Raw genomic sequence first — 21,242 nt, forward strand, 5'->3', positions numbered from 1 at the left:
TGAATTAACTAATAATTATTAAGTCGTTATTTGATGCTACATTTTTGGTATAAAGAATTTCCGCAATACCCTAGAGATCATAAGGATTACTGGCGAACACGCTTAATTGCACATTCTTTATTAATCTGCTGCTGCTACTTTTTAATTTTAACCTTACTAAATGTTTTTTATTTTTCGAGTTACGATATTGCACTTATTGATGCCTTAGGACTTATAGCGTCATTAAGTATTTGTATATGGTTTAATAAAACAGCCCAGGTTAGTAAAGCTGCTTGGGTTGTTGCATTAATGATAGTTAGCTTAATTATGCTCTTTATAGTATCGGCAAAGGGTCATGCTCATTCATTATTTTGGGCAACACTTATTCCGCCTTTTACCTTTTTTTTAGTTGGGCGTAATTGGGGAAGTATATTAAGTAGCATTGCTTTTGGTATTTGTGTCTATCTAGTTTACTTACAGCAACAACTATCAATTACCATAGGTTTATCTGCATTATTTAATTTTATTGAAGTGTCTATTGCGCATGTTTTATTATTTAGGTTTTATGAAAAAACGCGTTTTTCGGCTTACTCTCATCTTTCGAAGCGCAATGCCGAAATAAAACTGCTAGCCGAAACCGATAAGCTCACCGGGTTATATAACAGGCAAAAATTTGATTTTGAATTGTCGCAATTATTGAGTGAAAATAATAATGAGCGAAAATCAAATATAGTGATGATTTGCGACATAGACCACTTTAAAAAAGTAAACGATACTTATGGCCATTTAGCGGGTGATAACGTGCTTAGTGAGTTTGCCAATATTTTACAAAACAAGCTTACAAATAGTGCATTAATTGCACGCTGGGGCGGAGAAGAGTTTACTATTATTCTTCGAGATAGCAGCCTAGATAACGCAATTAACGAAGCTGAAGAGCTCAGAGCGTTTATTGCCACTCATTTAATCGATAATAGAGCGTTAACTATCAGTATTGGTATAGCTAAAGCGCATGTTGACGACACTGCTTTGCATCTTTTAGAGCGCGCCGATAAAGCGCTTTATAAAGCAAAATTACAAGGACGAGATCAGGTCTGTGTTGCTAGCGACAACTTAACCAAAACTCGCTATGAAAACACATTAAGTAAATCCGCTGCTATTTAAAAGTTAGCTCTAAAGTATCAGCGGTTAAACCCAATAAACTAAATTAACCTTGTAACTGCTAACTTATTGTTCCTAAAATATTAAGCATACTGCCCAGCAGCAAAACCACAGCTCCACGCATACTGAAAATTATAGCCCCCTAGCCAACCGGTTACATCGGTTACTTCGCCAATAAAATATAAGCCTTGTACTTTTTTTGCTTCGAAGGTTTTTGAGCTAAGTTCATCGGTATCTACACCGCCTAACGTTACTTCCGCTGTTCTGTAACCTTCTGTGCCATTTGGTTTAATTTGCCATGCATGTATATAGTTAACTAACTCGTCAATTTGGCTATGTGTTAGCTGGTTAATATTACAATCAGGAATTGCTTTCCCCTCATGAAGAACTTCAATAAAACGTTTAGGTAAAATAGTGGCTAAGCTATTTTTTAACGACTTTTGGGATTGCGTTTCACGCCAATCGGCTAGCTGTTGTCTTAAATCTGTTTCGGGTAATAAATTAATAGTTACCGCCTGTCCGGCGCGCCAAAATGAGCTTATTTGTAATATAGCAGGGCCCGATAATCCTCTATGGGTAAATAAAATGTTTTCTTTAAATGCAGTTCCATCTTCACTAGTAACATCGCATAAAATACTTATACCTGAAAGCGCTTCAAAACGTTCTTTATCGTGCTGATGCAAAGTAAATGGTACAAGTGCCGCCATGGTCGGTAATACTTTTAAGCCAAACTGCTCAGCAATTTTATAGCCAATGGGTGTTGCGCCAAGCTTAGGCATAGTTAAGCCACCGGAGGCAATCACTAACGACTCACAATAAAATGTTTCATGCTCGGTTACTACGCTATAACCAGTTTCAGTTTTTGAAACGCTGATTACTTCGTTACGCAACTTTATAGATACCCCCGCCCATTCACACTCAGTAAGTAAAATATCAACAATGTCTTGAGCATTATTATCACAAAAAAGCTGACCTAGTGTTTTGTGGTGATAGGCTAAACCATGACGATCTACCAGTTCAATAAAGTCATGTTGGGTATAACGACTTAAACATGATTTAACAAAATGAGGGTTATCACACAAATAATTACTAGGGCTGGCATTTTCGTTGGTGAAGTTACAGCGCCCACCGCCACTAATGAGTATTTTTCGACCTGGCTTTTTGCCCATATCAAGTACTGTAACACTACGGCCACGATATCCTGCTTGCGCTGCACACATTAAGCCTGCTGCTCCCGCACCTATTACTATCACATCTACTTGGGTCATTTATTTATCTCATTAATTTTTTTTGATTATAACAAAATTTATGCACCGGCTGGACATCGAATTGATTATTTTCAATTGCACAACAAATAAAAATAAAAGTATTAATACTCAAATTTAAAACTAGTTACTTATGCTTATATTTATAAATATAAAAAGTACAAAGTAACTACAAACCCGCTAATAACAAGGTTATAACCAAATGAAAGAAGCTAATAAGTAATTAATCTTTCAATTAATTTAACAGATCATTTACCTTTGTACCCACTTCGTGGATTTGTGCTACGAAATAACAAATAAAAACTAAGGATAATCATGACAACAGGTAAATCATTTAAAAAGTGTGCAATAGCCTTTACTATCAGCTCACTATTTGCTGCAACATCGAGTATTGCAACTCCTGCACAAGCAATTGCACCATCAATGGCAGAAACAACAGCTAAATTACAAAATCAAACTGGTTTTGAAACACAATTCATTATTAAATATAAAAATAACACTAATGATTTAGCTAGCTTTGCAGCTACAGACACAGACACAGATGTAAGCCAATCAAATATGCAAAATAAAGCGCAGAGCTTTGTTAAAAATTACACCTCTAAAAAAGGTAAAGTAAAAGCGAAGTATATTCGTGCCATGGCACTTAATAATCACCATGTAATGCGTGCAAGTAAAAAGCTAAATGCACAAGAAGCACAGCGATTTATGCAAGAAATGCTTGAATCTGGCAATGTTGAATACATTGAAGTCGATCAAATGCTGCAACCATTTGCAACGCCTAATGATCCACGATTTGACGACCAATGGCATTATTATGAACAAGCTGGCGGCTTAAACTTACCTACAGCGTGGGATACAGCCACTGGTAGCGGTGTTGTTGTTGCTGTACTCGATACAGGCTATCGCCCTCATGTTGATTTAAACGCTAATATTTTACCCGGTTACGATATGATCTCGAATTTATCGGTGGCTAATGATGGCAATGGTCGCGATAGCGATGCCCGCGATCCGGGCGATGCGGTTGCTGCCAATGAATGTGGTACTAACGGTGCACAAAACTCTAGCTGGCACGGCACACATGTAGCGGGTACTGTTGCTGCAGTTACTAATAATGGTGAGGGTGTTGCTGGGGTTGCTTACGGCGCCAAAGTAGTGCCTGTACGTGTACTAGGTAAGTGCGGTGGTTTAACCTCTGATATTGCTGATGGTATTATTTGGGCTTCTGGTGGCAATGTATCTGGGCTACCGGCAAATGCCAATCCTGCAGATGTAATAAATATGAGCTTAGGGGGTAGTGGCTCATGTAGCTCTACAACACAAAGTGCTATTAACACCGCACGTAATAACGGCACAGTAGTGGTAATTGCTGCTGGTAACGATAACGATAACTCAGCAAACTATAACCCAGGCAACTGTAATGGCGTGGTAAATGTAGCCTCGGTTGGCCGTAATGGCGGTCGTGCTTATTACTCTAATTACGGTAGTAATATTGATGTTGCCGCACCGGGTGGTGCGCAAAGTTTTGCTAACGATTCTGAAGGTGTTTTATCCACTTATAACGCCGGTTCGTCAACCCCTTCTAGTGATAGCTACGGTTTTTCGCAGGGTACATCAATGGCAGCCCCCCATGTTGCTGGCGTAGCGGCACTGATAAAACAAGCAAAGCCGAATGCTACTCCCGATGAAATCGAAAATATTTTAAAAACAACCACCCGCTCGTTCCCAGCCACATGTACTAGCTGTGGTACCGGTATTGTTGATGCAGCAGCTGCCGTAGCTGCTGCAAGTGGTGGCACTGCACCACCACCAAGTGGTAATGAACTTCTTGATGGCGAAACTCAAACCGGTTTAAGCGGCGCAACTAACTCTGAAACATTTTATACAATGACAGTGCCCAGTGGCGCAACTAATGTCACTTTCACTATGAGTGGAGGCACTGGTGATGCCGATTTATACGTGCGCTCTGGCAGTAAGCCAACAACCTCTACATACGATTGCCGCCCTTACAAAAGTGGTAACAACGAAGAGTGTTCAATCGATAACCCTACATCAGGTACGTATCATGTGATGCTACGAGGTTATTCAGCCTATTCTGGGATCAGCTTAACTGGTAATATTACAGCAGCTTCGGGCGGGGGCTCAGGCACACCTCAAGCTGGTGGTGGCACTGTAAGCGATGTGAGTGCTAATGCAGGTCAATGGAAGCATTACACACTAGACGTGCCAGCAGGTATGGCTACATTTACAGTAACAACAAGCGGTGGCACAGGCGATGCTGATTTGTTTGTTAAGTTTGGCAGTCAGCCCACGACATCGAGTTACGATTGTCGTCCATATAAAAATGGTAATGCCGAAACCTGTACTTTCTCAAGCCCACAAGCGGGTACGTGGCACTTAAGTGTTAACGCGTATAAAACCTTCTCGGGCTTAACAATTAGCGGGCAATATCAGCCTTAATAAGCAATAATTGCAAAAAGCCGATGTTGCATCAACATCGGCTTTTGTATTTTCAAATCGCTAATTTATTCTATAGCTTTTCTAAAACAGCAGCAGCACGACTAACCACAAATTCTTTTTCTTGCTCTACAAATAAACCGGTTACTACACTATTTTCCACGATCATTGCGTAACGCTTTGAACGCACACCGCCAAACCCTGCCGTATTCATATCAAGGCCTAATGCTTTGGTAAAGCTCGCATCGCCGTCTGCCAGCATGGCTATTTCTTGTGCATTTTGTGATGCCCCCCATGCTTTCATAACAAACGCATCGTTTACCGATACACAATAAATTGCATCAACGCCCTTTGCTTTTATTTTATCTGCCAGAGTAATAAACTCAGGTAAGTGTGCATTTGAACAGGTAGGTGTAAACGCACCGGGGACTGCAAACAATACAACTTTTTTATCTGCAAATAATTCACTGTTAGTCAGTGTTTGCATACCATCGTCGGTTAACTGGCTTAGCGTAACCGAGGGAATAGTTTGACCTTGTACAATCATTATAAATCCTTCATTTTATAAAATAAAACCAGCATACAGCTTAGCACATAGAATTTAGAGCATGATATAAGATGAGCGCTAAAGCTAATTTATTACAACCCCAGGCCCCCTTTAATCGAATGAATTTGTTGTTGTAGCTGATGTCGTATATCATCCACCAACGAGCTCGACTCACTTACTTGCCCCTTCATTTCAGCCATTGACTGACTAAAGTTATCTAATAAATTGCTTTGCTGCTTAGCAAGCTTCATCGCCTCAAACGCTACTTTATTAGCATTTTTTGCATTACTTGCCACCGCTTCCGAATTTAACTTAAGTTCTTGGGCATTTTGCGTTTGCGATTGAGCACCTTGGGTTAATGCTGTTATTTGCGTAGCAACTAGCCGTGAGTTTTCACTCAGTATGGTGAGCTGCCCATTTATCTCGCTCAGCGAGCCTTGCGTTTGCAGTGCCAATTGCCTAACTTCATCAGCCACTACTGCAAAGCCGCGACCATGCTCACCTGCCCTAGCTGATTCTATTGCTGCATTTAGCGCAAGTAAGTTGGTTTGATCTGCAATATTACGTATTACTTCTATAATTTTACTTACGCCTTCAACACCATTAAGTAGCTCTTGTAAGCTTTGTATACTGCGTTCAACCCGTGCCTGTGTATCGGCACTCGCACTTAACATACTTTGCGCAAATCCTAAGCTTTGTTCCATGGCACTAAAGGTACTTTGTGCGTTATCAGCTACTTGTGTATTAATATCATTAACTTGCTCTCCAATCTGCTGAATATCGGTTAGTAAATACTGATTTTGTTCCACTTGCCCATAACTCGTAGTAGTTTGTTGCTCAATCGTCTGTAAGTGTTTACTCATTTGCTGCATAAAAGCATTCACTACTTTTAGCATTTGCGCTCGCTCTTGTGCTTCTATGCGCTGGCGTTCAATTAGCTGATTAAAGTATTGGGCTATTTCCCCAACTTCAGTTTTTGGGTTATTACTGACAATATTTTTAAGCTCATTCGTTTCAATTAAAAATGCAAACCCGTCGCGCAACCGTCGAAGAGGATTAAGTACCAGATTACGCTGAACAATATAAACACCGCCAGCAAGTATAACGAGTCCACTAATAGCAACACAAAACACCCAAAATACTTGCTGCTTTAAATTATCTTGTTGTGTTTTTAGTGCTTGCTCTGCATTTATCACTGTTTTAGATAAATTACTAAGCTGCGTGCGCAATTCATCGGCCCCCGTCTGTCGTTGTTGTGCCTGAGTTAATGTACTGGTTAAATCCCGAGGATAGCGATTTGGCCAACTACTTAATTCTGATTTAATATCAGTAGCTAAATCTTCACTTTGCTCGTCAATAAATAAACTATACTCATCTACTTTATCCATCACACCTAAGTTTGGTAGCTGCTCTATTTTTGCTGCTAATACATTTAAATTTTTCACGCTTTGTTGCAAACTCTGCTCTACACTCTGCTGATAATCTAGCACCAGTTGATAACTAAATAATGATAAGTTAATCACTTCACTATAATACTCATTGGCCAATTTATAATAACTAAGCGTGTTGTTACTATTATCCGAAGCTGAGCGCGCATAATTAATTAACGAGGATGCCGAACCAGCCATTTGCCTTAGCGCATTATCAAGTAAAGCCGTTTCGTTACCAGAGAGCTTACCCAAGGCTCTATATTTACCGTTTATATCATTATTTAGAGTAATTAACTGCTCAGTAAGTTGTGATTTAAGAGCTGCTGGTAATAGCGTTAACTGTTTTTGCTCTACTTGCGAGATTAAACTTGAGGCTTGTGTTAAGTATTGGCTATCGCCTTGTGCTAAGTAATTACTTAGATAGCTCGCTAGATCAACCATAATCGTATTTTTAAGCTGTCTATATGCACTGTCTTGCTGCTCTAGTTTTAGAAAAGTTTGACTGGCCCAAAGTAGAGTCATAGCTAATAAAACACTTGCGAGAGTTAACAAAACAGCCAGTAAGCGGGTAAATGTAGAGGCGCGCATAAATAAATCCCTAAAATCATATGCGCGTAGAATATTGACTATTTATGACAGTTTAATGGCAAATACTAACAATCGTATTAAATTCATGAGCTGTCAAAGCAACAACAAGAATGTTAACCCAAATAAAAACAATGAGTTATTTTTTGTGGCTATTCCTAGATTCCTTTAACTTCAGCACCTATAGAGTCGGCTATAAGTTCATTTCAACACAATAAGTAAGTTAATAAGTAAAAAGGGTTATGTTTTTAATAAGGTTGGCGTTTGTGTTAAAAGGGGGGGATTACAATACTAAAATAGTGCTGTGTTATTTAAAATTATTTATAAAAATACAGGCGTAAAAAAACCACGTATAAAACGTGGTTTAATCGTATTTATTGTAAAATTAAAGACCTGCGCGCTCTTTAATTATAGTAATTAAGGGCGATCCTGAATGACCGTTCGATTCAGCCCATGATATATCAGCACCATCTTCTAGCGAGCTTTTAGATAAGTTTTTTACTATATATTCACCGCTGTCTAATGCATTACTTGCCACTGCATGACGCAATAAATTATTGCCGTTACAAAATACTGCGTCGTATATATTACGAACTTTCACTCGTGAGCTTTTAAGCTTACTACGTAAACGATTTTTATCATCCGCTGCAATATACTCACAGATAGAAATCGCTAACTGATCATCTGCTTGTGCAGGGGCAGTATATACAAACGAACCGGCTGCAAGCGCAGTAATAACAACTAGCTTTGATAACTTAATCATGGAAAACCCTTTTTATAATACTTTATTCCTATTGGATTAGTTAATATTGTACCAATATGCTCAGTATTTCGCAATAATGTTAAGAGTTTTTATATAAAGTTACAAACTTATGACTATATTGATTTTTTTCATCCGCAGCCATTTGTATTTCATCTTTAACCTGCCAGGTTGCCACTTTTTCGTAATCAGGAAACTGAGTGTCACCTTCAACATCTAAGTCTATAAAGGTTAAATAAAGTCTTTGTGCACTTTCTAAAAATTGTTGATAAATATTTCCACCACCAATGATCATCACCTCTTCCACATCAGCAACTAAATTTAACGCGGCCTCTGGCGTTGTAACAATTTCTATTCCAGTTGCTTGATACTGGCTATTACGGGTAATAATAATATTACGACGCCCAGGTAAAGGCCGTCCAATAGACTCAAATGTTTTGCGCCCCATAATCACAGGTTTACCTGTGGTTACTTTTTTAAAATGCTGTAAGTCTCCAGGTAAATGCCAAGGCATTGTATTATTAAGGCCAATTACACGGTTATTTGCCATTGCAGCAATCATTGAAATTATCACACTAATTATCCAGTATTTATTATTAAACAAAGAAAAAGGAGCATAAGCTCCTTTTATATGTAATTAATTATAATTAACGCTCGTACACAACTTCTACGTCGTAATCATCTTCATTCCACTCATCCCAATCATCATCATCGTCGCTCTTTTTAGCGGCTTTTTGATGATAGGTGTCCCACTTAAACTCAACTTCTTCGTCTGTTGCTTCAACGAATTTCTCTTTTGGCATGCTTTCAAGCAATGTCATTACGTCATGAATTAGTGGTTGAGTATTTGATTTATTAATAGCAGAAATGCTGTAAATATTTTCAGTTTCGCCTAGCTCTTGTGCAATTTTTTCACATAAAGCTTTTGCTTCGTCAGCTGGTAATAAATCTATTTTATTAAATACCAACCAGCGCGGTTTTTCTGCTAATTTAGGACTGTACTGATGTAACTCATTAACAATCGCAAATGCATTATCAACTGGATTTGAGCCATCAACTGGCATTACATCAATAATATGCAGTAATATTCTACAGCGCTCTAGGTGTTTCAAAAATTGAATACCTAAACCAGCACCATCCGATGCGCCTTCAATTAAGCCTGGTATATCAGCGATAACAAATGATTTATTAGCTTCAGGACGTACCACACCTAAATTTGGAATAAGCGTCGTAAATGGGTAATCTGCTACTTTTGGTTTTGCTGCCGATACACTACGGATAAAGGTAGACTTACCTGCATTTGGCAAACCTAATAAGCCTACATCTGCTAGTAACAATAACTCTAGTTTAAGGTTGCGTACTTCGCCTTCTGTCCCTAAGGTTTTTTGACGCGGAGCACGGTTTGTACTTGATTTAAAACGCGCATTTCCTAAGCCATGGAAACCGCCTTTTGCCACCAAAATCTTTTGGCCATGTTGGGTTAAATCCCCTAATCCCTCTTGCGTATCAACGTCCATAATACGTGTACCTACAGGCACCATAATAATTAAATCGTCAGATTTTTTACCCGTACAGTTACGGCTGCGGCCATTAGTACCGCGATCTGCTCTATGAAAGCGTTCAAATTGGTAATCAATTAAGGTATTTAAGTTTTCATCCGCTTGTAGATAAACACTACCACCGTCACCACCGTCACCACCGTCAGGCCCACCTTCTGGGATATATTTTTCACGACGGAAAGACACGATACCGGCGCCACCGTCTCCAGCTTCTACGCGAATTTCTACTTCATCTACAAACTTCATGATTACTCACTTTAGGGATTGGCTTGTTAATAACACTATTATATACCCAAGCCAACTTAATACCAATTGGCATAAATATTTGAACCATTTTACGAATTAGATCGCTCTATAACTTCGTTAAAGAGCCCGCTACTTAAACCCATAGGTATAATTGCAGGCTTGGGTATATATTGTAAAATAATGAAAACAAAAAACCCCGCAAAGGCGGGGTTTTTTAACTATCTTACTGATTACTCAGTTACGATAGTTACGTATTTACGGTTTAAAGGACCTTTTTGTTCAAACTGAACTTTACCATCTGCTTTTGCGAAGATAGTGTGGTCTTTACCGATACCTACGTTTGTACCAGGGTGGAAACGAGTTCCACGCTGACGAACAATGATGCTACCCGCTAGAACTGATTCGCCACCAAAACGCTTAACACCTAGGCGTTTGCTTTCTGAATCGCGACCGTTACGAGTACTACCAGCTGCTTTTTTATGTGCCATTTCTAAGTACCTCTAATTAAGCGCTAATGCCAGTGATTTTAACTTCTGTGAACCATTGACGATGGCCCATTTGCTTACGAGAATGCTTACGGCGTCTAAATTTAACAACCTTAATCTTCTCACCGCGACCATGTGAAACAACCTCAGCTGTTATCTTACCACCGTTTACGAACGGTACACCAATCTCGATTTTCTCACCATCAGCAACTAAAAGTACTGAATCAAATTCTACTGCTGCACCAGTTTCAACGTCTAATTTTTCAAGACGAATCGTTTGACCTTCAGTCACACGATGCTGTTTACCACCACTTTGGAAAACCGCGTACATAATTAACTCCGTCTGTGCGCCCTCAAATCGACGCAACTAAAATATTCTTCGATAGGGCGCGAAGTTTACGCTACGGCGTAATAACTAGCAAGCCTATTTTGTAATTAAAATGAATAAAAAGTAGCTGCATTGAGAGCAATTCAATATTTCCCCTATTTTATATTAAATAGCCCTTTTGCCAAGCGCTTTTTCACGATTAGTGAAAATAATTTGCCTTAGCTAAACACACACTACAACGGATAATAAATAAACATAAATTACAGCACACTTTGTACGCTAATTAATCAGCTATCTCTCGTATTTAAGTGCTAATTAGCGATGTTAACCGTGTTTTTTCAGGGAATCGTCACAAAATATCGAGCTAGTGCTTTTTTTGTTGTACAATCTGCGCCGTTCACACATAAAAATTGGCTCGGAGATCAATGGATATAAAAGCTATCCAGGCGTTAATCGAAAACGATATGAATGACGTCAATCAACTTATACATGCGCAAATGCGCTCAGATGTGGCGTTAGTTAACCAACTTGGCTTGTATATTGTAAACAGTGGCGGCAAGCGCGTGCGCCCAATGTTGGCAATACTAGCGGCCAGAGCATTGGGTTATCAGGGTAAAGATCATATTACACTTGCAACTATTGTTGAGTTTATTCATACCGCAACACTATTACATGATGATGTTGTTGATGAATCTAACTTACGCCGAGGCACGCCTACAGCAAATGCTGAGTTTGGTAATGCTGCCAGCGTATTAGTGGGCGACTTTATTTACACTCGTTCATTTCAGCTTATGGTTGGCCTTGGTAAAATGCAGGTAATGCAAGTGCTTGCAGATGCAACTAACATTATTGCTGAAGGTGAAGTATTACAGTTAATGAACTGTAATGACCCCGACACCACTGAAGCGAGTTATATGCAGGTTATTTACTCTAAAACCGCTAAGCTATTTGAAGCCGCGACAGGCCTTGCGGCCATTATTACTGAGCAAAACCAAGCCACGCTTGATGCGCTTAACCTATACGGCATGCATTTAGGTACTGCGTTTCAGCTCGTTGATGACGTACTTGATTACAACGCAGATGCAGATCAATTAGGTAAAAATATTGGTGATGATTTAGCCGAAGGGAAACCAACTCTGCCGCTTATTTATGCAATGCAACATGGTAATGAGCAGCAAACACAGCTGATCCGTGACGCTATAGAGCACAGTAATGGCATGGATCATCTTGAAGAAATTTTAGCGGCACTTAAACAAACCAATGCGCTTGAATTTACGATGCAAAAGGCCGAACTTGAAGCCGACAAAGCCATTGCTTGCTTAGACTTTTTAGCTGAGTCTGAATATAAACAAGCACTTGTGAGCCTTGCCCGTATTGCAGTTGATCGCGATCACTAACTTTACTGCCTTTATGTGTAGCTAACCTGGGTGCAGGTTAGCTAAATTCCGAGCAATAAAAAAGCCTGCAAACGCAGGCTTTTTTGTCACTTGATTTTGGCTATTACGCCATGAAATCAACACCTTCTTTGATGTCTTTTTTCAGTGTTTCAAGCATGTCATTTTTTGCTTTTGTTTCAAATGCGCTTAGTTCGCCGTAAGAAAGAATTTCTTCTACGCCGTTTTTACCTAAACGTACTGGGTGTGCAAAGTACTCCGCATCGCCATTTTCAACAGCAACGTACGCGTAATCTACAACGTCTTCACCTTGTAGGCCTTTAACTAAAGACATACAAAAACGAGCTGCTGCTGCACCCATTGATAAAGTAGCTGAACCGCCACCCGCTTTAGCATTTACAACTTCAGTACCCGCATTTTGGATACGTGGAGTAAGTGCTGCAACTTCTTCATCTGTAAAGCTCACGCCTTCAACTTGAGAAAGTAGAGGTAAAATAGTAGTACCTGAGTGGCCACCGATTACAGGAACTTTAACAGTTGCTACGTCTACGCCTTTAAGTTCAGCAACAAATGCTTCTGAACGAATAACGTCAAGCGTAGTAATACCAAATACGCGTTTAGCGTCGTAAGTACCTGCTTTTTTAAATACTTCAGCAACAATTGGTACAGTGCCGTTTACTGGGTTAGTAATAATACCTACTAATGCTTTAGGACAACTTGCAACTATGCCTTCTGCTAATGTTTTGATGATACCAGCATTTACATTAAATAAATCTGCACGATCCATACCTGGCTTACGTGGCATGCCAGCAGGAATAAGTACGATATCAGCATCTTTAAGCGCTTCATTTAACGCATCAGCGCCAAAGCCAGCTACTTTAACCGCTGTAGGGATATGAGATAGATCAACCGCAACACCTGGAACTACTGGTGCAACATCATATAGTGATAATTCAGAACCAGCTGGTAAGCCTGTTTTTAATAATAAAGACAACGCTTGACCGATACCGCCTGCAGCACCTAATACAGCAACTTTCATTGGAATTCTCCGTGATTTGAGGTAGGAAATATTTATGGCTCTAAGATAAAGAAATTAGCGACTAAAAACAAATTTATCCTGCCTATTTTCGTAATATTTTAGACCATAGTTGTAAAAACATTTGGCCTGAATACAGTAAACTGGCAAGTTAAATAAACAACTGCTGCATAATTATTCGTTTTTGTGTAGAATTTGCGGCATGGATAATAAAAAGCAAATAAAAACTATGCAACCACAAGACAAACAGGAAGCGTTAGTAAAAGCATTTAAAGCGCTTTTAAAAGAAGAAAACTTTGGTTCTCAAGGCGATATAGTAGATTCGTTAAAAGAGCAAGGTTTTGACAATATAAGCCAAAGTAAAGTGTCGCGCATGCTTAGTAAGTTTGGCGCGGTACGAACGCGCAATGCCAAACAAGAAATGGTGTATTGCTTGCCAGCAGAAATGGGCGTACCCACAGCAAAAAGCCCGTTGCGCCAGCTTGTTATTGATATAATGCATAACGAAATGATGATTATTATCCGTACCAGTCCAGGCGCGGCTCAGCTTATTGCGCGTTTACTTGACTCATTAGGTAAAGCCGATGGCGTGTTAGGTACTATAGCTGGCGACGACACTATTTTTATTGCCCCAGCTAAAATATCTGAAATAGACTTAACCCTAGAGCGGGTACGTATTTTATTTGATACGGTTTAGTATTTAAAACATGCGTTATAACTGTTTTAAAAACCCAACTGACGGTGCAAAAAACGCAGACCCCATATCGGCTTGAGTAAAATCAAGCCAATGATCATAGCACTCCCCCTCACCTAAACGACTTTTTAATACCTGTTCAAATGCGGTTCCACTGGCCGAGCAAGTAATTGACAGCATTCCTTGCTCGTAAACATCGCCATAAGGCATGCCTTGATTAAGTAATATTGGCTGGCCTTGCTCATCTTTTAATTCACTGCGTTGTGCATGGCTGGTTTCAAGCGCTGGGGCTATAAGAGTGTTGTCTAAGCGAGTGCGACCTATTATTTGCTCTTGCTCATCTAGCGATAGATGCTGCCATACGCTTAGATCGTGCTTATAACGTTGCACATGAATATAACTGCCTTGATCCTCAAAGCTACCTGGTTTATTTATTAACGCCGTTGCCCGCTTTTGTCGGCCATGCGGCATTTTGCCACCATAAATAAAACCATTGAAATCGCGACCATCTAAAAATCTAAAATTACGAATTTGTTCCACCAGCTCTACATCTGGTGCAAATAACTTTAAAATTTGCAGTGCAAATAAATGATTAACGTCTTCGCGGTCTGAACGTATTTGCACAAACAAATCACACGGCTGCACGCTCATTGCGTGTTCATTATGATTTATATTAGGAAAGCTTTGTAGTTCACTGGGGATATACTCTGGCAAAATATGCGGCCAATACTGTGCACCAATAGCCACCATACAAGAAAGCATAGATTCAGAAAACTGATCGCTAAACTCTTCCTCAATAGCGCTTACTTGCTTGAGCTTTGTACGTAATGACTCATCTTGGCCATCAAACACATTAAAAAATAAATGCAAACCGTGTAAGTTTGCTTCAGCACAAATCCCTGATTGCGCTTGTGCCATTGTTATTCCTTAGCTTATAAATAGATAAACACAGCGAATAACAAATTAATTTATGATTCGAAAAAATTCACCGTGTGGGGTTTTATTTTTATTATAACCTGCTCATTTTGAACAAATGACTGGCCATATTGCGCTGCAACTTCTATTTCTTGTTGTGCAATAACTACAGTGTAAACATAAGCCGAACCAATAAAACGACTGCTTAATATGGTGGCGCGTTCACTATGGCTATCTTTTTTATTGTCGCTCATTAGCTCTATTTGATGAGGACGCACATATATTTTTCCTATATTAGCCTGATGCTGGTGCGCAATAACCGACTCAACTAGGCCAAAAGCGGTTTTATATTCAGTTGCTGTTAACACTTCTGCGCTTAAGTATATGCCCTGACCCAGAAACTCTGCAACCTCCTTTGAGCTTGGTTTAGCAAAAAGCTGTTCTGGGGTGCCCTGCTGAGCTATTTTACCCTGGTGCATAATAGCCAGCGTGTCTGCAAATGCAAAAGCCTCTTCCTTTGAGTGGGTAACAAATACTGCCGACACTTGTTGAGTTTTAATTATGCGGCGAATATCGGCAATTAATTCAAAGCGTACTTGAGTGTCTATATTCGAAAACGGCTCATCAAGTAATAGTAAACTTGGTTTGTAAGCAAGTGCACGCGCAATCGCCACGCGCTGTTGTTGCCCACCCGATAACTGATGCGGATACCTGTCGGCGCAGCCAACTAAATGCACCAGCTTAAGCATTTCATCAACGCGCTGTTGCTTTTGCTCTTTACTCATTTTACTTAAGCCAAAAGCAATATTATGTGCCACGGTTAAATGCGGGAATAACGCATAATCTTGAAACATCATGCCAATATTACGATGCTCTGGCGAGATAAATGTATTGGCGTTACTCACCAGCTTACCATCGATAAACACGCTTCCTTGTTGCGTTTCTATTAGCCCTGCAATTGCTTTTAAGGTGGTGGTTTTACCACAACCACTGGCACCTAACAAACACACTATTTCGTTTTTACCTATGGTTAAATTTAGCTCGTGAATAACCTTAGTACCGTTATATTGATAGCTCACGCCTTGTAAAATCAAACTACTCATTTAACTACGTTGCTCCATAGAACGGTTAATAAAATACAGAGGGATAAATCCAACCAGCACAATAAATAATGCCGATATAGAAGCCAGCTCTAATTGCTCATCACTCACATACTGAAACACATGCGTAGCTAAGCTTTCAAAATTAAACGGCCTAAGTAACAAAGCCGTAGGTAGCTCTTTCATGCATTCAATAAACACCAGCAAAGCCGCAGTAAGCAACCCGCGTCTAAGTAGGGGTAAATGCACCAAACGTAACGTATGGCCTTGGCTTTTGCCCATAGATTGGCTAGCCATGTCGAGAGAGGGGCTAATGCGTAAAAAGCTCGACTCAATCGCGCCATGTGCTACTGCGTAAAAACGCACTACATAAGCAAAAATAATGGTAAATACACTGCCAGTGAGTAACAAGCCTATATTTAAGTCGTATGGCTCAAGCACACGGTTTACCGTATTTTCTAACAGCGTAAGCGGTAATAGCACCGCAATAGCCAGTACTGTTCCTGGTAAAGCGTAGCCGGTGCTAGCTAATCGCCCCGGAATAAGTGGATAATTTTGCTTGGCTATACGTTGATAAAACACCACTAATACACTAAGTAACAGCGTTACTACGCTTACTACTATAGCTACCTTTAAACTTTGCCACGCATAGCTAAAAAACTCACTACTCCATGCTTGATCAAAATAAACAATGGCGTACTTTATTAACACAGCGATAGGTATAACAAAGGCAACAATTAAAATCACACTGCAAAATAGCGTTGCCAGCCAAGCCGACTTGCCTTTTAATATATAAAGCGCTTCACTATTTATACCCGACTGACGCTCAAACACCGCTTGATTACGGCGACTAAAGCGCTCCGCCATTAAGGCTAAAAACAATAGTAATAACATCACGCCCGATATTTTAGCTGCAGCGGTTAACGAGTAATAACCAAACCAAGTATCGTATACGGCAGTGGTTAAGGTGCTTACAGCAAAGTAGCTTACTGTGGCAAAGTCAGCCATGGTTTCCATACTAATTAGCGCTAGCGCAGCTACAATTGCGCCGCGCGATAACACTAAGCTCACCCTAAAAAAGCTCTGCCACGACGACAGCCCCATTAACTGGCTAGCCTGTACTAACTTAAAAGACTGCTCACGCAAGGCTGTTTTAAAAATTAAATATAAATAGGGATAAAGCACCAGTGCAAGCATTACAATAGCGCCGGGCAAAGTGCGTATATCAAAAAACCAGTAATCATCCGGCGATTGCCACCCAAACCAGTCTCTGAGAGTATTTTGTACTGGGCCTGCGTAATCAAGCAAGTCGGTATAAACATAGGCAATAATATAGGTAGGCATAGCCAGTGGCAGCATTAACGCCCATTCAAACTGTTTTTTACCCGGGAACTGGCAATAAGCGGTTAGCCAGCCAAGTGGTAAGGCAATAGCACAGCTTAGTACACACACACCTAAAATAAGTAATACGGTATTAGAAATGTAATCCCACAGCACTGTATCCCAAAGATGCGAAAACACCTCTGAGTTACCTTGTAGAGATTCAAATAGCAGAAAAAACAATGGGGTCGACAGTAATAATCCTGTCGACCATGCAAAAAGCTGCCATTTAGACAGCTGAAATTTATAAGTCATTTAAAGATCGAATTTCACCTCATCAATTAGCCTTAACGCTAACGGACGATATTTACTAATTTCATCAAGTGGTAAGCTATCTTCTTTAAAGCTTCCCCAAGATGCAACTAAACTTGATAATTCTACGCCTGGCTTAACCGGGTATTCCATATTAATTGAAGCGTACATGTTTTGCGCTTTATTGTCGGTCATATACTCTAGGAGTTTCAAGGCATTTTCAGGGTTTTTAGCGTATTTTGTAATAACTGCACCCGACACATTTATATGCGAGCCGCGATTGATTTGGTTCGGAAAGTTAATATTTACCGCTTGTGCCCATTCTTTTTGGGTTTCATCTTGCAGCATTTTACCTAAATAGTAACTATTGCCAAATGCAAGATCGCACAAACCTTCTTTCACTGCTTTTACTTGCGCTCTATCGTTACCTTGTGGTTTACGCGCTAAATTTGCTTTAACTCCCTCAAGCCATACTTTGGTATCTGCTTCACCATGGTGTGCAATCATTGATGCAACTAAACCCAAATTATACGGATGTTTACCAGAGCGAGTACATATTTGCCCTTTATATTTTGGATCGGCCAAATCTTCATAAGTCAGTTCAGGTAGCGCGCCCACACGCTCTTTTGACGAATAAACATTACGTACTCGCTTAGTAAGTGCCACCCACTGGCCGTCGCCATCACGAAATGCCGCAGGCACATTGTTATTAATTGCTTCGCTACTAATAGTTTGCGTTAAATCTAAATCTTCAAGTTGGATTAAGGCGCTAAAATTAGACGTTAATACTAAATCGGCTTTGCTGTGTTTACCTTCGCGCTTAACGCGCTCTATTAAGCCTTTATTAGCAAACACTACATTTGTTTTAATACCAGTTTGTTTGGTAAAGTCATCTAAAATTGGTTTTATTAAAAAAGGCTGTCGAAAAGAATAAATATTAACGGACTCAGTTGCAAAAACGGGTGCCGACACAGCCAAACCAACTACAATTGCGAATACTTTTTTCATATTTCCCACCTGAATAATAACTATTATCAATAATTCTACCGTGCCTTACCCAAAAGTGCACACTTTATATAATCTGATCCTGTTAAAATCGCTAAAATAGAAAACCAACGTAAGACATATCCTACAAACGTGACAGCCAATGATGAAAACACAACATGAAAAACCATAACAAACAAAGTAACCAATTGTTTTAATTAAAGTAAATTATTTTAACTATTACGACTATAGCAATTAATTAGCAACCTATACTTCTTTAAAATATCGTACCGCCTATAATTAACTTAACAACCAAGCAGTGATGCTTAACGAGTAAATGGAAACGGACAACTTACTCGACCAACCAATGATTTAGGTTACTAATACAAAACGGATTTTAGGACAGGCTCTAGGAGAGCAGCACAATGGAATGTCTTAAAGGATAGCATCTGGATGATGCGTAAAGGATAGCAACAAAGGATTTACGTTGTTTTACAGGATGTTGAGGAAATAAAGGATACAGGCAGGAGCGCCTACATTACATAGAACTAAAAAGTAATATTGTAATAACAAGGATTTGTAAGAATTTGGAGTTGATTAAGTTCAATTGCAGGATGCAGAAAATTAGAAGATTCCGCAAGCGCGCCTAGAGATAGAGCGCGCTTTTCTTTGCCTAAAATAAATTGCTCAATGTATTTGTACAGCGCCTTGAAGTTGTTTTACTGCAAGCCGCCAAGAGCATATAAACGGTTTAAATTTTAATACACACGTATTTTTCTTCTAGGTACTCATTTAACCCTTGGTGCCCCCCTTCACGGCCAAGGCCCGATTGCTTAACACCACCAAATGGCGCTACAGGGTTAGAAATAACGCCTTCGTTTACACCAATCATGCCAAACTCAAGACCTTCGCTAATGCGATAAACCTGCTTAATATTTTGGCTGTAAAAATAAGCGGCTAAGCCGTAAGGTACGTCGTTTGCTAGAGTAAGTACTTCGCTTTCATCATCAAAAGGAATAATTGTTAATACTGGACCAAATACTTCTTCATGGTAAATATCCATGTCGGTAGTGACGTTATTTACAATCAACGGGTTTTGAAAGCTGCCACCTAAATCACTGTTATCACCAATCAATACTGCCCCTTTATCTAGTGCGTCTTGTACTAGCTGCTGTACTTTTTCTTTTGCCTTAGGGTAAATAAGCGGGCCGATATCAACATCTGCTGTAAAGCCATTACCGACTTTTAAAGCAGCCACCTTAGGGGTTAGTTTATTTAGTACCGCATCAATAATATTACGCTGAATAAAGATACGGTTTGCAGCAACACAAGCTTGCCCACTATTTCTAAACTTAGCAGCCATTAACCCCTCAATAGCTGCATCGAGGTCTGCATTATCAAAAATAATGAAAGGTGCGTTTCCTCCAAGCTCCATAGAAGTGCGCTTAATAGTACCTGCGCATTGCGCTAATAACTGCTTGCCTACCCCCGTTGATCCGGTAAAAGTAAACTTACGCACTATCTCAGAGTCGGTTAGTATTTTTCCTACTTTTTTAGCATTTTGCGATACTAAGACGTTAAATGCCCCTTTTTCAAACCCTGCTTGATCGGCTAAATAAGCAAGTGCAATAGCGCATAATGGGGTGTGCTCTGAAGGTTTTAATATAAAACTACAACCGGCTGCATAGGCGGGGGCAACTTTACGCGTAATCATAGCAACAGGAAAATTCCATGGCGTGATCCCTGCAACAACTCCTACAGCCTGCTTAAAGCTGGTTAACCTATGGGTGTTGTCGGTAGCAGGTATAACATCGCCATAGCTGCGCTTAGCTTCCTCGGCAAACCATTTTATAAAGCCTGCGCCGTAATCTATTTCGCCCAATGCTTCTTTAAGTGGTTTACCTTGCTCTTTGGTCATTAACTCTGCAAGCGTTTGCTTGTGTTTTATAACTAGCTCATACCAGCGCATCAAGGTTTCGCTTCGCTGCGTAGCATTGGTTGCTTTTAATTTAACAAATGCGCTTTGAGCAGCAACTATTGCATTATTTACACCCTGCTGATCAATATCGCTTACATCAACAATGCTTTTTTCGGTAGCAGGATCATCAACACTAAAGTGTGTGTCTGTTTTATAAAATTCACCATTAATAAACGAGTCAGAAAAAATAAGATTACTCAAAATAAACCTCCAAATTACGTTTAAGGTGTTAGCTTTTAATGCGTGACATAGAGCCAAGGCTAACTTTTTATATAAATCTGCGCGAGGTAAACTCCCGCCTACCCTGCGGTGTACAAACAAAAAAGCCGCTGTATTAAACAGCGGCTTTTATTATATTAATCGTTAAAAGCTAGTGCTCTTCATTAACTATATTAACGTTATACTTAGGTATTTCAACCACTAGGTCTTCATCTCTAATAATAGCTTGGCAACCTAAGCGCGACTCTGGCTCTAAGCCCCATGCTTTATCAAGCATATCGTCTTCTAACTCGTCGCTTTCTTCTAGCGAATCAAAGCCTTCGCGGATCACTAAGTGGCACGTGGTACACGCACATGACTTTTCACATGCGTGAGCAATGCTAATGCCATTTTTAAGGGCAACATCAAGAACCGTTTGACCACTAGGTGCTTCAATTGCAGCGCCATCTGGACACAATTCTGGATGGGGAAGAAAAATAATTTGTGGCATTCTA

19 protein-coding genes are annotated in these 21,242 nt (G+C 39.8%); 4 read left to right on the forward strand and 15 right to left on the reverse strand.

The window, feature by feature from the left end; genetic code table 11:
* Positions 1-33: 33 nt before the first annotated feature.
* Positions 34-1,140, forward strand: coding sequence for a GGDEF domain-containing protein (locus RB215_RS12905; protein ID WP_193038456.1), 1,107 nt, complete (start codon positions 34-36; stop codon positions 1,138-1,140).
* A gap of 80 nt (positions 1,141-1,220) precedes the next feature.
* Here RB215_RS12905 and RB215_RS12910 read toward each other — a convergent pair whose 3' ends face one another.
* A complete protein-coding gene (locus RB215_RS12910; RefSeq protein ID WP_192531546.1) occupies positions 1,221-2,405 on the reverse strand; it encodes an NAD(P)/FAD-dependent oxidoreductase in 1,185 nt (394 codons plus the stop codon).
* Positions 2,406-2,717: 312 nt separating this feature from the next.
* Between RB215_RS12910 and RB215_RS12915 the strand changes: the two genes are divergently transcribed.
* Positions 2,718-4,859 carry a S8 family peptidase gene (locus RB215_RS12915; protein ID WP_309216525.1) on the forward strand — a complete coding sequence of 714 codons (2,142 nt, stop codon included), beginning with the start codon at positions 2,718-2,720 and terminating at the stop codon, positions 4,857-4,859.
* A 70-nt stretch (positions 4,860-4,929) separates the two neighbouring features.
* Here RB215_RS12915 and RB215_RS12920 read toward each other — a convergent pair whose 3' ends face one another.
* The 7 genes from RB215_RS12920 to rplU form a co-directional block, all read right to left on the reverse strand.
* Positions 4,930-5,403 (reverse strand): peroxiredoxin, encoded by a 474-nt coding sequence (locus RB215_RS12920; RefSeq protein ID WP_086997685.1) that lies wholly within the window; start codon positions 5,401-5,403, stop codon positions 4,930-4,932.
* Between the two features lie 92 nt (positions 5,404-5,495).
* Positions 5,496-7,421, reverse strand: coding sequence for a methyl-accepting chemotaxis protein (locus RB215_RS12925; protein ID WP_197181815.1), 1,926 nt, complete (start codon positions 7,419-7,421; stop codon positions 5,496-5,498).
* A gap of 382 nt (positions 7,422-7,803) precedes the next feature.
* Positions 7,804-8,181 carry a DUF3718 domain-containing protein gene (locus tag RB215_RS12930; RefSeq protein ID WP_011329299.1) on the reverse strand — a complete coding sequence of 126 codons (378 nt, stop codon included), beginning with the start codon at positions 8,179-8,181 and terminating at the stop codon, positions 7,804-7,806.
* Positions 8,182-8,260: 79 nt separating this feature from the next.
* Positions 8,261-8,752 (reverse strand): type 3 dihydrofolate reductase, encoded by a 492-nt coding sequence (gene folA / locus RB215_RS12935; protein ID WP_306287726.1) that lies wholly within the window; start codon positions 8,750-8,752, stop codon positions 8,261-8,263.
* Positions 8,753-8,825: 73 nt separating this feature from the next.
* Positions 8,826-9,983, reverse strand: a complete 1,158-nt coding sequence (gene cgtA, locus RB215_RS12940; RefSeq protein ID WP_197181816.1) for an Obg family GTPase CgtA — start codon at positions 9,981-9,983, stop codon at positions 8,826-8,828.
* Positions 9,984-10,213: 230 nt separating this feature from the next.
* Entirely contained in the window at positions 10,214-10,471 is a 258-nt protein-coding gene (gene rpmA, locus RB215_RS12945; RefSeq protein WP_002957747.1) for a 50S ribosomal protein L27, read from the reverse strand.
* Between the two features lie 16 nt (positions 10,472-10,487).
* Positions 10,488-10,799 (reverse strand): 50S ribosomal protein L21, encoded by a 312-nt coding sequence (gene rplU, locus RB215_RS12950; RefSeq protein ID WP_006794538.1) that lies wholly within the window; start codon positions 10,797-10,799, stop codon positions 10,488-10,490.
* A gap of 422 nt (positions 10,800-11,221) precedes the next feature.
* On the opposite strand from rplU, the gene ispB reads away from it, so the two are divergent.
* The gene (gene ispB / locus RB215_RS12955; protein WP_011329302.1) at positions 11,222-12,193 is read left to right on the forward strand and encodes an octaprenyl diphosphate synthase; all 972 of its coding nucleotides are present in this window, start codon (positions 11,222-11,224) and stop codon (positions 12,191-12,193) included.
* Positions 12,194-12,296: 103 nt separating this feature from the next.
* Here ispB and mdh read toward each other — a convergent pair whose 3' ends face one another.
* The gene (gene mdh, locus RB215_RS12960; protein WP_011329303.1) at positions 12,297-13,229 is read right to left on the reverse strand and encodes a malate dehydrogenase; all 933 of its coding nucleotides are present in this window, start codon (positions 13,227-13,229) and stop codon (positions 12,297-12,299) included.
* A 226-nt stretch (positions 13,230-13,455) separates the two neighbouring features.
* Here mdh and argR point away from each other — a divergent pair, with 226 nt between their 5' ends.
* On the forward strand, positions 13,456-13,923 hold the full coding sequence (argR, locus tag RB215_RS12965) for a transcriptional regulator ArgR (protein ID WP_041454781.1): 468 nt from the start codon (positions 13,456-13,458) through the stop codon (positions 13,921-13,923).
* 15 nt (positions 13,924-13,938) lie between these two features.
* Here argR and RB215_RS12970 read toward each other — a convergent pair whose 3' ends face one another.
* The 6 genes from RB215_RS12970 to fdx form a co-directional block, all read right to left on the reverse strand.
* Positions 13,939-14,838: a Dyp-type peroxidase gene (locus tag RB215_RS12970; RefSeq protein WP_011329305.1), complete on the reverse strand. Its 900-nt coding sequence runs from the start codon at positions 14,836-14,838 to the stop codon at positions 13,939-13,941.
* 50 nt (positions 14,839-14,888) lie between these two features.
* Positions 14,889-15,938, reverse strand: a complete 1,050-nt coding sequence (locus tag RB215_RS12975; protein WP_086997672.1) for an ABC transporter ATP-binding protein — start codon at positions 15,936-15,938, stop codon at positions 14,889-14,891.
* The gene (locus RB215_RS12980) at positions 15,939-17,570 is read right to left on the reverse strand and encodes an iron ABC transporter permease (RefSeq protein WP_011329307.1); all 1,632 of its coding nucleotides are present in this window, start codon (positions 17,568-17,570) and stop codon (positions 15,939-15,941) included. It lies immediately after the preceding gene.
* Entirely contained in the window at positions 17,571-18,575 is a 1,005-nt protein-coding gene (locus RB215_RS12985) for a Fe(3+) ABC transporter substrate-binding protein (protein WP_011329308.1), read from the reverse strand.
* A 727-nt stretch (positions 18,576-19,302) separates the two neighbouring features.
* Positions 19,303-20,730: an NAD-dependent succinate-semialdehyde dehydrogenase gene (locus RB215_RS12990; RefSeq protein ID WP_182676579.1), complete on the reverse strand. Its 1,428-nt coding sequence runs from the start codon at positions 20,728-20,730 to the stop codon at positions 19,303-19,305.
* Between the two features lie 169 nt (positions 20,731-20,899).
* Positions 20,900-21,238: an ISC system 2Fe-2S type ferredoxin gene (gene fdx / locus RB215_RS12995; protein ID WP_011329311.1), complete on the reverse strand. Its 339-nt coding sequence runs from the start codon at positions 21,236-21,238 to the stop codon at positions 20,900-20,902.
* Positions 21,239-21,242 lie beyond the last annotated feature (4 nt).

This window comes from Pseudoalteromonas sp. HL-AS2 (assembly GCF_031198805.1).
Taxonomy (GTDB): domain Bacteria; phylum Pseudomonadota; class Gammaproteobacteria; order Enterobacterales; family Alteromonadaceae; genus Pseudoalteromonas; species Pseudoalteromonas nigrifaciens.

Excerpts from the sequence above, each read along its gene's own strand:
- RB215_RS12980 (WP_011329307.1), bottom strand. The coding sequence starts at position 17,570 with ATGACTTATAAATTTCAGCTGTCTAAATGGCAGCTTTTTGCATGGTCG.
- rpmA (WP_002957747.1), bottom strand. The coding sequence starts at position 10,471 with ATGGCACATAAAAAAGCAGCTGGTAGTACTCGTAACGGTCGCGATTCA.
- fdx (WP_011329311.1), bottom strand. The coding sequence starts at position 21,238 with ATGCCACAAATTATTTTTCTTCCCCATCCAGAATTGTGTCCAGATGGC.
- argR (WP_041454781.1), top strand. The coding sequence starts at position 13,456 with ATGCAACCACAAGACAAACAGGAAGCGTTAGTAAAAGCATTTAAAGCG.
- RB215_RS12910 (WP_192531546.1), bottom strand. The coding sequence starts at position 2,405 with ATGACCCAAGTAGATGTGATAGTAATAGGTGCGGGAGCAGCAGGCTTA.
- cgtA (WP_197181816.1), bottom strand. The coding sequence starts at position 9,983 with ATGAAGTTTGTAGATGAAGTAGAAATTCGCGTAGAAGCTGGAGACGGT.
- RB215_RS12975 (WP_086997672.1), bottom strand. The coding sequence starts at position 15,938 with ATGAGTAGTTTGATTTTACAAGGCGTGAGCTATCAATATAACGGTACT.
- RB215_RS12930 (WP_011329299.1), bottom strand. The coding sequence starts at position 8,181 with ATGATTAAGTTATCAAAGCTAGTTGTTATTACTGCGCTTGCAGCCGGT.
- mdh (WP_011329303.1), bottom strand. The coding sequence starts at position 13,229 with ATGAAAGTTGCTGTATTAGGTGCTGCAGGCGGTATCGGTCAAGCGTTG.
- RB215_RS12985 (WP_011329308.1), bottom strand. The coding sequence starts at position 18,575 with ATGAAAAAAGTATTCGCAATTGTAGTTGGTTTGGCTGTGTCGGCACCC.
- rplU (WP_006794538.1), bottom strand. The coding sequence starts at position 10,799 with ATGTACGCGGTTTTCCAAAGTGGTGGTAAACAGCATCGTGTGACTGAA.
- RB215_RS12925 (WP_197181815.1), bottom strand. The coding sequence starts at position 7,421 with ATGCGCGCCTCTACATTTACCCGCTTACTGGCTGTTTTGTTAACTCTC.
- ispB (WP_011329302.1), top strand. The coding sequence starts at position 11,222 with ATGGATATAAAAGCTATCCAGGCGTTAATCGAAAACGATATGAATGAC.
- RB215_RS12970 (WP_011329305.1), bottom strand. The coding sequence starts at position 14,838 with ATGGCACAAGCGCAATCAGGGATTTGTGCTGAAGCAAACTTACACGGT.
- RB215_RS12905 (WP_193038456.1), top strand. The coding sequence starts at position 34 with ATGCTACATTTTTGGTATAAAGAATTTCCGCAATACCCTAGAGATCAT.
- RB215_RS12920 (WP_086997685.1), bottom strand. The coding sequence starts at position 5,403 with ATGATTGTACAAGGTCAAACTATTCCCTCGGTTACGCTAAGCCAGTTA.
- RB215_RS12915 (WP_309216525.1), top strand. The coding sequence starts at position 2,718 with ATGACAACAGGTAAATCATTTAAAAAGTGTGCAATAGCCTTTACTATC.